16 protein-coding genes are annotated in these 12,576 nt (G+C 61.4%); 8 read left to right on the top strand and 8 right to left on the bottom strand.

Going from position 1 to position 12,576, the window contains the following annotated elements; all coding sequences use genetic code 11:
* Positions 1 to 109 precede the first annotated feature (109 nt).
* From SM766_RS13240 to SM766_RS13230, 3 genes are all read left to right on the top strand, one after another.
* Positions 110 to 370: a PepSY domain-containing protein gene (locus tag SM766_RS13240; RefSeq protein WP_368948059.1), complete on the top strand. Its 261-nt coding sequence runs from the start codon at positions 110 to 112 to the stop codon at positions 368 to 370.
* 78 nt (positions 371 to 448) lie between these two features.
* Complete coding sequence (locus SM766_RS13235; protein WP_065270549.1) at positions 449 to 991, top strand: cytochrome b/b6 domain-containing protein; 543 nt, start codon at positions 449 to 451, stop codon at positions 989 to 991.
* Positions 988 to 1,524 (top strand): helix-turn-helix transcriptional regulator, encoded by a 537-nt coding sequence (locus SM766_RS13230; protein ID WP_368948058.1) that lies wholly within the window; start codon positions 988 to 990, stop codon positions 1,522 to 1,524. The genes SM766_RS13235 and SM766_RS13230 overlap by 4 nt, the downstream gene beginning before the upstream one ends.
* 31 nt (positions 1,525 to 1,555) lie before the next feature.
* On the opposite strand, the gene SM766_RS13225 is transcribed toward SM766_RS13230, so the two are convergent.
* Together SM766_RS13225 and SM766_RS13220 are read right to left on the bottom strand one after the other, a co-directional pair.
* Complete coding sequence (locus SM766_RS13225; RefSeq protein WP_368948057.1) at positions 1,556 to 2,359, bottom strand: 3-hydroxybutyrate dehydrogenase; 804 nt, start codon at positions 2,357 to 2,359, stop codon at positions 1,556 to 1,558.
* Positions 2,356 to 3,864: a class I adenylate-forming enzyme family protein gene (locus SM766_RS13220; protein WP_368948056.1), complete on the bottom strand. Its 1,509-nt coding sequence runs from the start codon at positions 3,862 to 3,864 to the stop codon at positions 2,356 to 2,358. The genes SM766_RS13225 and SM766_RS13220 overlap by 4 nt, the downstream gene beginning before the upstream one ends.
* 99 nt (positions 3,865 to 3,963) lie before the next feature.
* Here SM766_RS13220 and SM766_RS13215 point away from each other — a divergent pair, with 99 nt between their 5' ends.
* The 4 genes from SM766_RS13215 to aat all read left to right on the top strand — a co-directional run bounded on the left by SM766_RS13215 (position 3,964) and on the right by aat (position 7,314).
* Positions 3,964 to 4,500 carry a LuxR C-terminal-related transcriptional regulator gene (locus SM766_RS13215; protein ID WP_065270553.1) on the top strand — a complete coding sequence of 179 codons (537 nt, stop codon included), beginning with the start codon at positions 3,964 to 3,966 and terminating at the stop codon, positions 4,498 to 4,500.
* A 202-nt stretch (positions 4,501 to 4,702) separates the two neighbouring features.
* Positions 4,703 to 5,200 carry an acetyl-CoA carboxylase biotin carboxyl carrier protein gene (gene accB / locus SM766_RS13210; protein ID WP_065270554.1) on the top strand — a complete coding sequence of 166 codons (498 nt, stop codon included), beginning with the start codon at positions 4,703 to 4,705 and terminating at the stop codon, positions 5,198 to 5,200.
* Between the two features lie 9 nt (positions 5,201 to 5,209).
* Entirely contained in the window at positions 5,210 to 6,559 is a 1,350-nt protein-coding gene (accC, locus tag SM766_RS13205) for an acetyl-CoA carboxylase biotin carboxylase subunit (RefSeq protein WP_065270555.1), read from the top strand.
* A 122-nt stretch (positions 6,560 to 6,681) separates the two neighbouring features.
* A complete protein-coding gene (gene aat / locus SM766_RS13200) occupies positions 6,682 to 7,314 on the top strand; it encodes a leucyl/phenylalanyl-tRNA--protein transferase (RefSeq protein ID WP_347508770.1) in 633 nt (210 codons plus the stop codon).
* Here the strand turns inward: aat and SM766_RS13195 are convergent.
* The 6 genes from SM766_RS13195 to SM766_RS13170 form a co-directional block, all read right to left on the bottom strand.
* The gene (locus SM766_RS13195; RefSeq protein WP_368948180.1) at positions 7,278 to 7,643 is read right to left on the bottom strand and encodes a DUF2155 domain-containing protein; all 366 of its coding nucleotides are present in this window, start codon (positions 7,641 to 7,643) and stop codon (positions 7,278 to 7,280) included. The two genes, aat and SM766_RS13195, sit on opposite strands and share 37 nt — an antisense overlap.
* A gap of 83 nt (positions 7,644 to 7,726) precedes the next feature.
* On the bottom strand, positions 7,727 to 8,182 hold the full coding sequence (gene mlaD, locus SM766_RS13190; protein ID WP_065270557.1) for an outer membrane lipid asymmetry maintenance protein MlaD: 456 nt from the start codon (positions 8,180 to 8,182) through the stop codon (positions 7,727 to 7,729).
* Between the two features lie 55 nt (positions 8,183 to 8,237).
* Positions 8,238 to 8,624 (bottom strand): NADH:ubiquinone oxidoreductase subunit NDUFA12, encoded by a 387-nt coding sequence (locus tag SM766_RS13185; protein ID WP_065270558.1) that lies wholly within the window; start codon positions 8,622 to 8,624, stop codon positions 8,238 to 8,240.
* 108 nt (positions 8,625 to 8,732) lie between these two features.
* On the bottom strand, positions 8,733 to 9,095 hold the full coding sequence (locus SM766_RS13180) for a RidA family protein (protein WP_274829027.1): 363 nt from the start codon (positions 9,093 to 9,095) through the stop codon (positions 8,733 to 8,735).
* 107 nt (positions 9,096 to 9,202) lie between these two features.
* Complete coding sequence (clpX, locus tag SM766_RS13175; RefSeq protein WP_065270561.1) at positions 9,203 to 10,468, bottom strand: ATP-dependent Clp protease ATP-binding subunit ClpX; 1,266 nt, start codon at positions 10,466 to 10,468, stop codon at positions 9,203 to 9,205.
* 144 nt (positions 10,469 to 10,612) lie between these two features.
* Positions 10,613 to 11,245, bottom strand: a complete 633-nt coding sequence (locus tag SM766_RS13170) for an ATP-dependent Clp protease proteolytic subunit (protein ID WP_065270562.1) — start codon at positions 11,243 to 11,245, stop codon at positions 10,613 to 10,615.
* Positions 11,246 to 11,504: 259 nt separating this feature from the next.
* Here SM766_RS13170 and SM766_RS13165 point away from each other — a divergent pair, with 259 nt between their 5' ends.
* Complete coding sequence (locus tag SM766_RS13165; protein WP_065270563.1) at positions 11,505 to 12,512, top strand: GlxA family transcriptional regulator; 1,008 nt, start codon at positions 11,505 to 11,507, stop codon at positions 12,510 to 12,512.
* The last annotated feature ends 64 nt before the right edge of the window (positions 12,513 to 12,576 follow it).

The raw sequence follows: 12,576 nt of genomic DNA, 5'->3' as shown, positions 1-12,576 counted from the left end.
ATCCATCCCGCGATCTATTCCAGATCCGCCCTGCCCGCTCCGATATGTCCACCACGGCCCGCATGGCGTGCCGCAGTCACATCAGACTGTCACATCAAGGAGACTTATCATGTTCAAACCTTCTGCCCGCATCCTGGCCCTCGCCCTTGTCCTGCCTCTGTCGCTGCCCGTCGCGGCGCTGGCCTCGGATGGCAAGCCCAGCGCCGAAGTCGACGCGCAGATCCGCGCCACACTGACCGAACAGGGCTATGAGGTGCGCAAGATCGAATCCGAAGACGGCATGTACGAGGCCTACGCCCTGAAAGACGGCAAAAAGCTGGAGATCTATCTGAACGACAAGATGGAAATCATCCGCGTCAAGGAAGACTGATACCAGCCCGGGCGGAGCCGGGATGCACGTACCGCTCCGCCCGACCAAATGCCGCATCCATTCGATTGGGAGACCCTCATGCAACGTCACTATGTCTGGGATCCGCTGATCCGTCTGTTTCACTGGTCACTTGTCATTCTGTTCGCCGCTAATGCGCTGCTGACCGATCCGGACGAGAGGATTCACGAGGTATTGGGGTACGTGATCGTTGGCCTGATCGGGGTGCGCATACTCTGGGGGGTGATTGGCAGCCGTTATGCCCGGTTTTCCAGTTTCCCCCCCAGTTTCTCGGGCGCTGTCGGGCAGCTGACGGATATTGCCACTGGGCGGGTGCGTCCGCACCGGGGCCATACGCCGCTTGGCGCCCTGATGATCTACAACCTGCTGCTGACGATCCTTGGCATCGGTCTCACCGGCTATCTGATGACCACCGACATGTTCTGGGGCATCGAATGGCCCGAAGAGCTGCACGAAGCACTGGTCACCTGGGCCGAAATCTCGGTCGTGCTGCATATCGCTGCGGTGATCTATGAAAGCCGCCGCACAAGGGTCAATCTGGCGCGTTCCATGGTCTCGGGGTACAAGGACCTACCGACGAGTCCCCCGGAGACCCAACAGTGACCAACAGCAGATTTGACCCGGCCCAACCCTCCGTTCTGATCGCCCTGATCGTCGTGCAGTCCATCTGCGCGGCGATCTTTCTGGGTGATATCATTGCCGATCTTCTGATGCCCGGCGCGATGAATACTGAAGGGCGGCACGCGGCGATCGAAGCGATTGCCACCTTCGGCCTGATCGCCGCCATCGTAGTCGAAGTCCGTATCCTGATGTGGCTCTTGCGGCGCAAGGCGCATCTGGAGCAAAGCCTGAAGAGCGCGCAGGGCGCCATTCAGGAAGTCATCGATGCCGAGTTTTCCACCTGGAACCTGACCCCGGCAGAGCGGGATGTGGCGACCTTTCTGGTCAAGGGGCTGAGCACTGGCGAAATCGCCCAGATGCGCGGCAGCGCCGAAGGCACCGTCAAGGCGCAACTCAATGCCATCTACCGCAAATCCGGCAGCGGCAACCGCGCCGAGTTGATGAGCCTCCTGATCGACACGCTGATGGGTCACGGCAAGGACACCGCCCCGGAACCGCTGGCCAAACCGGGCTGACCGGCGCATCCGGGACAGTGCATTTTGGCGCCTACTGCGCGGTCCAGCCGCCATCAACCGGAATGGCGGTGCCGGTGACGTTATGCGCCACCGGAGCACAGAGCCACAGCGCCAGCGCACCGATTTCCGATGGATCCGACAGCCTTTTGCTAGGCTGTTTTTCGGACAGAAGATCGGCTATCCCCGCCTCCCTGTCACCGCCCATCTGCGCTGCCCGCGCCGCCACCTGCGGTTCGATGATCGCGGTTTCGGTCCAGCCCGGACAGATGCAATTCACCGTCACACCGCCGGTGTCCCGGCTGCCCTGATCGGCATACTCCAGCGCCGCCACCCGGCTAAGACCAACCAGCCCGAATTTCGCGGCCACATAGGGCGCCTTGTCTTTGCTGGCGACCAACCCGTGGACCGAGGCGATATTGATCACCCGGCCAAATCCACGCGCCGCCATGCCCGGCAGCGCCGCCTGCATGATGTGAAAGGCCGCCGACAGGTTGACCGCTAGGATTGCGTCCCAGGTCTCGCGCGGCATCTCGGCCAAAGGCGCGGTTTTCTGGATGCCGGCATTGTTCACCACGATATCGGCGCCGCCCCAGTCCGCAACGGCGCTCATCAGCGCGTCGATCTCTTCCGGCTGGCTCAGGTCCCCGGCAAAGAATCGTGCCTCGGGTGCCCCGGCCTCCTGCAGGGCCTCCGTCGCTGCCTGCGCGGTTGCTTCATCGGCGATGCCATGCACCGCGATACGGGCGCCCGCGGCCGCCAGTTCCTTTGCGATCGCAAGGCCGATCCCCTGAACCGATCCTGTTACCAGCGCCGTCTTTCTACTCAGATCCGTCATGCGTTTTCCTCCAGCATTTTGCGCAGCTCGGTCTTCAGGACCTTGCCGTAGTTGTTCTTGGGAAGCTCCGCCGTGCGGATATAGGCCTTGGGCCGCTTGAAGCGGGCGATCTGATCGTTGCAAAGCGCATCCAGCTCTGCCTCGGGTGCCGTTCCCACGATAAAGGCCACCACCTCTTCGCCCCAGTCGGCGTGCCTGCGCCCCACGACCGAGACCTCCTGCACATCCGGGTGCATCAGCAGCACCTCTTCGACCTCGCGCGGATAGACGTTCGAGCCGCCCGTGATGATCATATCCTTGGAGCGGTCCTGCAGCGTCAGATAGCCCGCCGCATCCATGACCCCCATGTCCCCGGTCATCAGCCAGCCGTCTTTCAGCGTTTCTGCGGTGGCGATCTCATTGTTCCAGTAGCCGGGCATCACCGCATCGCCGCGCACCATGATCTCTCCGACCTCTCCCGGCGGCAGCGGTGTGCCATCCGATGATCCAATTTGCACCTCGACCGGGCTTTGGGCGCGGCCCACACCAGCCAGCCTGGCGCGCCATTCCGGATGGCTTCGGTCGATCACGTCATGACGGCTGAGCGCGGTGATCCCCATCGGGCATTCGCCCTGTCCATAGATCTGTACAAAGACCGGGCCGAAATGATCGACCGCCTCGATGATGTCCGCCAGATACATCGGTCCGCCCGCATAAACCACGGTGCGCAGGCCGCGTCCGCTGCGTCCTGCCGCCTTGGCCTGCGCGGTCATGCGCGTCACCATGGTAGGCGCGGCGAACATCTGGACGCGGCCAAAATGCTCGGCCAGATCGAAAATCTCATGCGGTTCAAATCCCCCCGACGGCGGGCAGACATGGGCGGCGCCGACCAGCACGTGCAACATGGCATAAAGGCCTGCGCCGTGGCTCATCGGGGCGGCGTATAGGATCTGATCCTCAGCGCTGGCCGCATCCACATCGTTGAGATAGGCCAGCGAAACCGTGACCAGCATCCGGTGGGTGATCATCACCCCCTTTGGCCTGCCGGTGGTCCCCGACGTGTAGAACAGCCAGGCCAGATCCTGCGGTGCCCGTCGGACCGGCGCAGTCACAGGATCCGCAGCCAGCACAGCGGCCCCGTCTGCGCCGGAGAAGTCGATGATATCCAGCGTCACCCCGGCCTCGCGCAGGGCCGTATCCAGACCAGCCGAGGCAAAGACCAGCCGGGTGCCGGAGTTTTCCAGGATATAGGCCGCCTCGCGCCCATGCAGCTTTGCGTTGACCGGCACCGCCGATGCTCCGGCATACCAGATCCCGAACAGGGCGATCAGATAGTCTGGGCAATTCTTCATGAAGATTGCGACGCGGTCCCCCGGCCCTACCCCTTGCGAGACCAGCCAGCCTGCAACACGTGCGGCTTTTTGGTGGAAGCTGTCGTAGTCCGCCACCTGATCGCGGCCCAGAAACAAGGCAGGACGGTCCCCGCCCGCCGCAGCCTGACGGGCCAGCCACATTCCGATATTCATGCTAATCCTCCCATAGCGCGCCCTGTTGAGCGGCAGAAATACATTTTCATGCGGCCCCGGCCTCTTCAATTCCGCAAAAATACCCGGTTAATAGAGGTCATGACAGATATCGCCTTTAGCCATGCGCCCGTCGGCCTTGCCGTGCTGGAACGCCGTGTGATCAAACGCTGCAATCTCCAGTTCGCCGCGACCTTTGGCGGGGAGCCAGCCGACTATGACGAAATGCTGATCGCGGATCTTTACCCCACCCAGGAAGAGTTCCGTCGTATTGGCGCGCTTTTGCAGGAAGAAGAGCACCGCACCGGCAGCTACAGCGACGAACGCATCATGCGGCGCCGATCAGGAGAACTCTTCTGGTGCCGGGTGCGCGGGCGGTCCGTTTCACCAGAGGCGCCGTTTCAGACCGGTGTCTGGTCCTTTGCCGATATCTCAGACGACCGCCCCGTGGTCAGCCTGACCCCGCGAGAACGCGAGGTTGCCATTCTGACCTGCAAGGGCCTGTCGGCCAAGGAAATCGGCGCCAAACTGAACCTCTCCTACCGCACCATAGAAACCCACCGGGCGCACCTTCTGGAAAAGTTCGGCGCCCGCAAACTACCCGAACTGGTGGCCAAGCTGACCGGGATGCCATTATGAGCCTTTAAGAGGCCGTGACAGCTGCCTTTGGCCAATCACAGGCCCCTCTGCAATTGCGAATCCCGCGCGACGCCCCCATGTTGGCGCTAATAGACCGCGCATGACCGGCAGCGCTTTCCTTGTGGTAAAGCTTGGCCTATAAGCGCTCTAATTTCCAGCCTGCGACATCTTCGCAGGCCTGTCGGAACCGGCTGAGGACAAAATGACAGAAAAATCTCACGAAGCTGACGTGGCATTCATCAAGGCGCTGGCGGAACTGCTGCGCGAAAACGACCTGACCGAACTGCAGGTCAAACGGGACTACGGTGAAGATGACAGCCTGAACGTGCGGGTTTCACGGCAAATCGCCGCCGCCCCTGCTCCGGTGCAGACGATCGCAGCGGCACCGGCCGCTGCCGCCGCACCGGCCCCGGCAGCAGCCGCTGCAGCTCCGGCACCGGAAGCCGCAGAAGACCCCGCCAGCCACCCCGGCGCGGTGACCTCACCCATGGTCGGCACCGTCTATCTGCAGCCCGAGCCCGGCGCGCCTTCCTTCATCAAGGTCGGTGACAGCGTCAAAGAGGGTGATACTCTGCTGATCGTCGAAGCGATGAAGACGATGAACCACATCCCCGCGCCGAAATCCGGCACGGTGAAGCGCATTCTGGTCGAAGACGGCGCCGCCGTGGAGTTCGGATCCCCCCTGGTCATCGTCGAGTAAGGATCCAGCATGTTTGACAAGATCCTGATTGCCAACCGCGGCGAGATCGCCCTGCGCGTAATCCGGGCCTGCCGCGAGATGGGCATCCAGTCCGTCGCAGTGCATTCGACGGCCGATGCCGATGCGATGCACGTGCGCATGGCGGATGAATCGGTCTGCATCGGCCCGCCCGCCGGCAACCAAAGCTATCTGTCGATCCCGGCGATCATCTCGGCCTGTGAGATCACCGGCGCCCAGGCGATTCACCCCGGTTATGGCTTCCTGTCGGAGAACGCCAACTTCGTGCAGATCGTCGAGGATCACGGGCTGACCTTCATCGGCCCCTCGGCGGCGCATATCCGCATCATGGGCGACAAGATCACCGCCAAGGAAACCGCCAAGGAACTGGGCATCCCCGTGGTGCCGGGCTCTGAGGGCGGTGTGCCGGATCTGGCCACGGCCAAGGCCGCTGCGGCCGACATGGGCTATCCCGTGATCATCAAAGCTACCGCTGGTGGCGGTGGACGCGGCATGAAGGTGGCCAAGGACGAAGCCGAACTCGAAATGGCCTTTTCCACCGCCCGCTCCGAAGCCAAGGCAGCCTTTGGCAATGACGAAGTCTATATGGAGAAATACCTCCAGAAGCCGCGTCATATCGAGGTTCAGGTCTTTGGCGACGGCAAGGGCACCGGCCTGCATCTGGCCGAGCGCGACTGCTCGCTGCAGCGACGCCACCAGAAGGTTTTCGAAGAGGCCCCCGGCCCCTCGATCAGCCCGGAAGAACGTGCCCGCATCGGCAAGATCTGCGCCGATGCCATCGGCAAGATGGGCTATTCCGGCGCTGGTACGGTCGAATTCCTTTATGAGGACGGCGAGTTCTATTTCATCGAGATGAACACGCGCCTGCAGGTGGAGCATCCGGTGACCGAGGGTATTTTCGGTGTTGATCTGGTGCGCGAACAAATCCGTGTCGCCTCGGGTCAGCCGTTGTCCTTTGGTCAGGACGATTTGCAGATCAATGGCCATGCCATCGAAGTGCGGATCAACGCTGAGAAACTGCCGAACTTTACCCCCTGTCCCGGCAAGATCACCGCGTTCCACGCGCCGGGCGGTCTGGGTGTACGGATGGATTCGGCGCTCTATGACGGCTATTCGATCCCGCCCTATTACGACAGCCTGATCGGGAAACTGATCGTGCACGGCCGCGACCGGCCCGAGGCGCTGGCGCGTCTCAGCCGCGCGCTGGGTGAGCTGATCGTCGATGGCATCGACACCACCGTTCCGCTGTTCCACGCCCTGCTGCAGGAGCGTGACGTTCTGGCCGGGGATTATGACATCCACTGGCTGGAGCACTGGCTGGAAGAAAACCTGCCCGCCTAAGGGCCGGGCTGCAAATGATTGCGACGGGGCGCGTCCATGCCCGCCCTGTCGCCTGAGGGCCTCCCAATAAGGAAAAGGCCACCAAGACGACCGAAGCCACCAAAGCCCCCGGGGGCACCCGCATGAGCCTTACGCCCGAACTCTTGCTGCATGCCTATTCCGTTGGCGTCTTCCCCATGTCAGAACACCGCGACGATCCGGAGATCTTCTGGGTTGATCCGAAAAGGCGCGGTATCCTGCCTCTGGATGGGTTTCACATCTCCCGCTCGCTGGCCAAACGCATCCGCAACGGCGGCTTTTCGATCACCATCAACCGCGATTTCGCTGGTGTGGTCGCGGGCTGCGCCGACCGCCCGGATACCTGGATCAATGGCGAGATTTTCGACCGTTATATGGACCTGCACCGGATCGGCCATGCGCATTCGCTTGAGGTACGGCATGGCGATGAACTGGTTGGAGGCGTCTATGGGGTCTCGCTCGGCGCGGCATTCTTTGGCGAAAGCATGTTCTCGCGCCAACGCGATGCCTCAAAGGTGGCGCTGGCGTACCTGGTGGACCGGCTGCGGCAGGGCGGATTTGTTCTGTGCGACACTCAGTTCCTGACCGATCATCTGGCCTCACTCGGCGCGATCGAGATCAGCCGTGCGGCCTATCGGCGGCAATTACGCGACGCCATGGAAGGGAGTGGCGATTTCACCCGCCCGCAGACACCGACGCCTCACTCGCTTTTGCAACGGATGACCCAGACGTCATAGCGATTGTGATCCAGCGCGTTCAGCGCCGGGCTTGAGGCGATCATCCAGCCTTCAAAGAAGACTTCGCCATTGGCCGGGCTGCGCACGGTGAGGAAGGCATAGGCATCGCCGGTCGGGTTGTCAGCAGGATAACGGCATTCGCCCAAAGTCACGATCAGGCCCAGGATTTCTGCGCTGCCACCGACGGGGATCTCGGCATCCACCGTGCGCCCGTTGACCTTATCAAGGCCGCGCAAAACGGCAGCAGAGCCCGAGGCGGCCTGTTCTTGCACCGCCTGGTCCTGTTCTGACAGCTCCTGCGTAATCACCGCCTGCGCCGCGGCATCCATCGCGGTCAGGCCGAACCCGGCACAAACCGCGCAGCCCCAAAGCAGCGCCGATCTGACGGTCTGCAGACGGGCCGCGAGGTGCGTCACTGGTCTTCTCCACCACTTCCGGAAACGAATTTCACCAGAAGTGAAATCAGGCTGACGGCGCCTTGAGTGTCGAGGATCTCTTCCCCGGCCTCCAGGTTCAGCGGCGAACCACCGGGCATGATCTCGACGAAGTTACCGCCCAGCAACCCTTCGGAGGAGATCACTGCAGAGCTGTCGTCGGGAATCACGATGCCATTGTCCACGGTAAAACTGGTATCGGCGCGGAAGGTCTGCGGGTTCAGCTCGACCCCGGTGACGGTGCCGATCTTGACCCCGGCCAGCCGCACATCGGTGCCGACGGTGACCCCTTCGAGAGAGCGGAAAGAGGCGCTGAGCGGATAGCCCGCCCCGCCGCGCGACAGGCCCGCAGCCTGTCCAGCGTAGACTGCAAAGGCAAGCGCCGCCGCAACGACAACGCCACCGGCCAGAACCTCTGTGGTATTATGGGACATATCGCCTGCCTAAATCGTTATTTATGGTCAGCTGACACCGCAAAGATGTCAGGGGTTACTCGGGAACCCAGGCCTCGTAGTCGCTGCGCCGCTCAGGCTCACCGCCCCGGCGGATCGATCCGGCCGGAGCATAGGCCAGCGCGGTGCCGGTCAGGTTTTCCTGATGCGGTTTTTCCCAGGTCTTATGCGCCAGCGGCTTGTCGCTCGGCACCTCGTCAAAGGTCCGGTGCAGCCAGCCATGCCAGTCGGGGCTGACGCGCGAAGCTTCGGCCTCACCGTTGAACATGACCCAGCGGCGGCTGTCATCGGCATTGCGGTAGAACACATTGCCCGCGTCATCCTCACCCACTTTGATGCCTTTGCGGCGGGTGTAGATAGCGGTGTTAAGCGTGGAGCCGTTCCACCAGGTCACAGCGCGCAGAAGAGAGTTCAGGATTCCCATGGGTGCCTCCGAAAATGTTGCCCCTGATATGGCGTACTTTCGGCGCGAGGTCCAGTGGGTTGCCACCCTGTGGCTAACAGCATGACAGGAATTGGCACGATCCCAGGCTTACTGGGGCAGAAGGGCCGTAACTTCGATTTCAATCCGATACTTCGGATCGATCAGCCCGCATTCGATCATGGTTGCAGCGGGGGGATTATCCCCAAAGGTTTCGGCCAGCATCGGCCAGCAGGCGTCGAATTCAGCCCGGTCCGGCAGGTAATAGTTCACCCGCACCACATCGGCAAAGGAAGCGCCAGCCTCCGCCAGTGCCTTTGCAATGATATCCAGCGCCGAGCGGCACTGGGAGACAACATCCTCCCCCTGCCCCACGGTGCCTGCGACATGCACGAAACCACCCGCCACAACGGCCCGGCAATAGCCGACCTTTTTCTCAAATTCACCGCCGGATGAAATGCGTTTGATCGTCATGAAATGCCCCTCTCTGTATTGAAGCCCAAACCCCATAGAAAAAGGCGAACGTCAAAATGACGTTCGCCCCTCCGCGCAGCAGCGCAAATGCGATCCACATCAGCGGATTAACCGGCCGATGCGGATTCCTTTTCGTCGGCATAGATCATCAGAGGCTGCGCATCCGATGTCACCGCTTCCTCGTTCACGACCACCTTGGTGACGTTCTCCATGCCCGGCAATTCGAACATGGTGTCGAGCAGGATATCTTCGAGGATCGAGCGCAGGCCCCGGGCACCGGTTTTGCGTTCGATGGCTTTCTTGGCAATTGCCATCAGCGCCTCGTCGGTGAAGTCCAGCTCGGTGTCTTCCAGCTCGAACAGGCGCTGGTACTGTTTGATCAGCGCGTTCTTCGGCTTGGTCAGGATGGTAACAAGCGCGTCCTCATCCAGATCTTCCAGCGTTGCCAGAACCGGCAGACGGCCAACAAATTCCGGGATCAGGCCGAATTTCAGCAGATCTTCGGGTTCCAGATCCTGGAAGATCTCGCCCACACCGCGGTCATCGTTGTCACGCACATCGGCGCCAAAGCCCATGGCAGAACCCTTGCCGCGCTGCGCGATGATCCGGTCGAGACCGGCAAAGGCACCGCCGCAGATGAACAGGATGTTGGTGGTGTCCACTTGCAGGAATTCCTGCTGCGGATGCTTGCGCCCGCCCTGCGGCGGAACGGAGGCCACGGTACCTTCCATCAGTTTCAGCAGCGCCTGCTGCACGCCCTCGCCCGACACGTCGCGGGTGATCGAGGGGTTTTCCGACTTGCGGGTGATCTTGTCGACCTCGTCGATATAGACGATGCCGCGCTGCGCGCGCTCGACGTTGTATTCCGACGCCTGCAACAGCTTGAGGATGATGTTCTCCACATCCTCGCCCACGTAACCGGCTTCGGTCAGCGTGGTGGCGTCAGCCATGGTAAAGGGCACATCCAGAATGCGCGCCAGCGTCTGCGCCAGCAGCGTCTTGCCGCAGCCGGTGGGGCCGATCAGCAGGATGTTGGATTTCGCCAGCTCAATATCGCTGGCGGTTTTCTGCGCGTGGTTCAAACGCTTGTAGTGGTTGTGCACCGCCACCGAAAGAACCCGCTTTGCCGTGGCCTGACCGATCACATAATCGTCAAGAACCTCGCAGATGTCCTTGGGCGTGGGCACGCCATCGGTGGCCTTCAGCCCCGACGCCTTGGTTTCTTCGCGGATGATGTCCATGCACAGTTCGACGCATTCGTCGCAGATGAACACGGTCGGTCCTGCAATCAGCTTGCGCACCTCATGCTGGCTTTTGCCGCAGAAGGAACAGTAAAGCGTGTTCTTGCTGTCGCCGCTTGAGTTCGTTGCCATGATCTACCTTTCAGTCCGCTCGGGCCGAAAAAGAGCCGTCAGCCCCCTTCGCCTTTTTGACAGCTTAAGACACTGCTCAAGCGGTCACAATGTCAAAGTGTGCCCCAAAGGGATAGGGGCACACACCCAGTTGATCTACCGGGCTTAGCTGGTTTCGTCGTCGCCTTTGCTGCGGCTTTCGACGATTTCGTCAATCAGGCCAAAGGCCTTGGCTTCTTCGGGCGACATGAAATTGTCACGCTCCAGCGCGCTTTCGACCTTCTCGTATTCCTGGCCGGTGTGCTTCACGTAAATTTCATTGAGGCGGCGCTTCAGCTTCAGCGTTTCCTCGGCGTGGATCATGATATCGGTCGCCTGCCCCTGATACCCGCCGGACGGCTGGTGTACCATCACGCGGCTGTTGGGCAGCGAAAAGCGCATGCCGGGCTCACCCGCGGTCAGCAGAAGCGAGCCCATCGAGGCCGCCTGACCAATCACCAGGGTCGAGACCTTGGGTTTGATGTACTGCATGGTGTCGTAGATCGACAGGCCCGAGGTGACAACACCGCCGGGGCTGTTGATATACATCGAGATTTCCTTGGAGGGGTTTTCCGCCTCAAGGTGCAGCAGCTGCGCCACGACCAGCGAGCTCATCCCATCGTGAACCGGACCGTTGAGGAAGATGATACGCTCTTTCAGCAGGCGCGAGAAGATATCGTAAGCGCGCTCACCCCGGCTGGTCTGTTCAACCACCATGGGCACCAGAGTGTTCATGTATGTTTCTGTCGGATCAATCATTAGGACCTGCCTGCTTTGAATTATGTCCGCCATCATATCGGACCAACTGTTACCTGAGTCTTAGTGCTCGCCCAAAAGGCCTGCAAGGGGCGGTATGCGAATTTAAACTGCCTGCGCCCGTCCTGCCGCTCCTCCTGCGACCGGTTCCGCACCCCGGGCCAGCAGGTCGCTATTCGCGAATCCCCGGTCGCAATTCCCCGGCCTGCCTGCAAAACTCTGGCTTAAGACACAGAGACACTCCCGGCGGCGGATCCATGCCATGACAGATGACAGCTTCGTTCAAAAAGGTGCGGCGGCAAAGCTGGACGTGCCATTTGAAGGGGAACCGCAGGATTTCTATTTCCTGCTGCTGAAAAAGGCGACGATGCTGCCCGTCGCAGCCGCAATCGAACCTCTGCGGATCGCCAATCAGGTCACCAACACGCGGCTTTATCGCTGGTTCGTGATGACCGAGGATGGCGAACCGATCCGGTGTTCAAACGGGATGATGATCACGCCGGACATGCCCCTGCGCCCCCTGCCCGCCGACAGTCTTGGCTTTGTCTGTGCCGGGGTCGAACCCCAAAGCACCGCTGGCGAGGCCACGCTCAACTGGCTGCGCCGCGAAAGCCGCTTTGGCCGCTCCATCGGTGGCATCTGCACGGGCGCCTTTGCACTGGCGCAGGCCGGGCTGATCAAGGATCAGAAATTCACCCTGCACTGGGAGAACCAGCCGGGGTTCATCGAACGATTTCCGCGCTTGACCCCATCCGCCAATACATTCGAGGTTTCGGGCCCCCTGATGACCTGCGGCGGCGGCAATGCCGCGACCGACCTGATGCTGAGCCTCATTGAAGCGCGGCATGGCAAACAGCTGGCCATTATCGTGGCCGACATGTGTCTGCATGCCCGGTCCGGCGGACAGGCCGCGCCGCAGAAGTCGAATTTCGCGGTGGCCATCGGCAGCCGCAACCAACGTCTGCTGAACGCCTTGCAGCTGATGCAAGAAGCGATCGAAGAACCGCTTCAGATCGGCGATCTTTGCGCCCGATTGGATATCTCCCGTCGCCAGCTGGAGCGGCTTTTTGCCCGCTACCTGAACCAGAGCCCGATGCACGTCTATTGCGATATGCGGCTCAGCCATGCCTTTGCCCTGATGAATGAAACCTCGATGTCGGTGACCGAGATCGCGCTGGCTTCGGGCTTCAACAGCACCACGCATTTTTCCCGCCAGTTCAAACGCAAATTCGGTGCCAGCCCGCATTTCTTCCGTAAAGGCTGGTCCTGACACTCAACGGGCTGATGCCCGGCGCCCAAGTAAGAGCGCCCCGGCAAATGCCGGGGCGTTGGTT

This window comes from Pseudophaeobacter sp. A-200-2 (genome assembly GCF_041008815.1).
GTDB lineage: Bacteria > Pseudomonadota > Alphaproteobacteria > Rhodobacterales > Rhodobacteraceae > Phycobacter > Phycobacter gallaeciensis_A.
The sequence above is the reverse complement of the archived record's forward strand: the minus strand, read 5'-3'. Positions and strand labels throughout refer to the sequence as shown.

Excerpts from the sequence above, each read along its gene's own strand:
- SM766_RS13240 (WP_368948059.1), top strand. The coding sequence starts at position 110 with ATGTTCAAACCTTCTGCCCGCATCCTGGCCCTCGCCCTTGTCCTGCCT.
- SM766_RS13235 (WP_065270549.1), top strand. The coding sequence starts at position 449 with ATGCAACGTCACTATGTCTGGGATCCGCTGATCCGTCTGTTTCACTGG.
- SM766_RS13225 (WP_368948057.1), bottom strand. The coding sequence starts at position 2,359 with ATGACGGATCTGAGTAGAAAGACGGCGCTGGTAACAGGATCGGTTCAG.
- SM766_RS13220 (WP_368948056.1), bottom strand. The coding sequence starts at position 3,864 with ATGAATATCGGAATGTGGCTGGCCCGTCAGGCTGCGGCGGGCGGGGAC.
- SM766_RS13215 (WP_065270553.1), top strand. The coding sequence starts at position 3,964 with ATGACAGATATCGCCTTTAGCCATGCGCCCGTCGGCCTTGCCGTGCTG.
- accB (WP_065270554.1), top strand. The coding sequence starts at position 4,703 with ATGACAGAAAAATCTCACGAAGCTGACGTGGCATTCATCAAGGCGCTG.
- accC (WP_065270555.1), top strand. The coding sequence starts at position 5,210 with ATGTTTGACAAGATCCTGATTGCCAACCGCGGCGAGATCGCCCTGCGC.
- aat (WP_347508770.1), top strand. The coding sequence starts at position 6,682 with ATGAGCCTTACGCCCGAACTCTTGCTGCATGCCTATTCCGTTGGCGTC.
- SM766_RS13195 (WP_368948180.1), bottom strand. The coding sequence starts at position 7,643 with ATGGATGCCGCGGCGCAGGCGGTGATTACGCAGGAGCTGTCAGAACAG.
- mlaD (WP_065270557.1), bottom strand. The coding sequence starts at position 8,182 with ATGTCCCATAATACCACAGAGGTTCTGGCCGGTGGCGTTGTCGTTGCG.
- SM766_RS13185 (WP_065270558.1), bottom strand. The coding sequence starts at position 8,624 with ATGGGAATCCTGAACTCTCTTCTGCGCGCTGTGACCTGGTGGAACGGC.
- SM766_RS13180 (WP_274829027.1), bottom strand. The coding sequence starts at position 9,095 with ATGACGATCAAACGCATTTCATCCGGCGGTGAATTTGAGAAAAAGGTC.
- clpX (WP_065270561.1), bottom strand. The coding sequence starts at position 10,468 with ATGGCAACGAACTCAAGCGGCGACAGCAAGAACACGCTTTACTGTTCC.
- SM766_RS13170 (WP_065270562.1), bottom strand. The coding sequence starts at position 11,245 with ATGATTGATCCGACAGAAACATACATGAACACTCTGGTGCCCATGGTG.
- SM766_RS13165 (WP_065270563.1), top strand. The coding sequence starts at position 11,505 with ATGACAGATGACAGCTTCGTTCAAAAAGGTGCGGCGGCAAAGCTGGAC.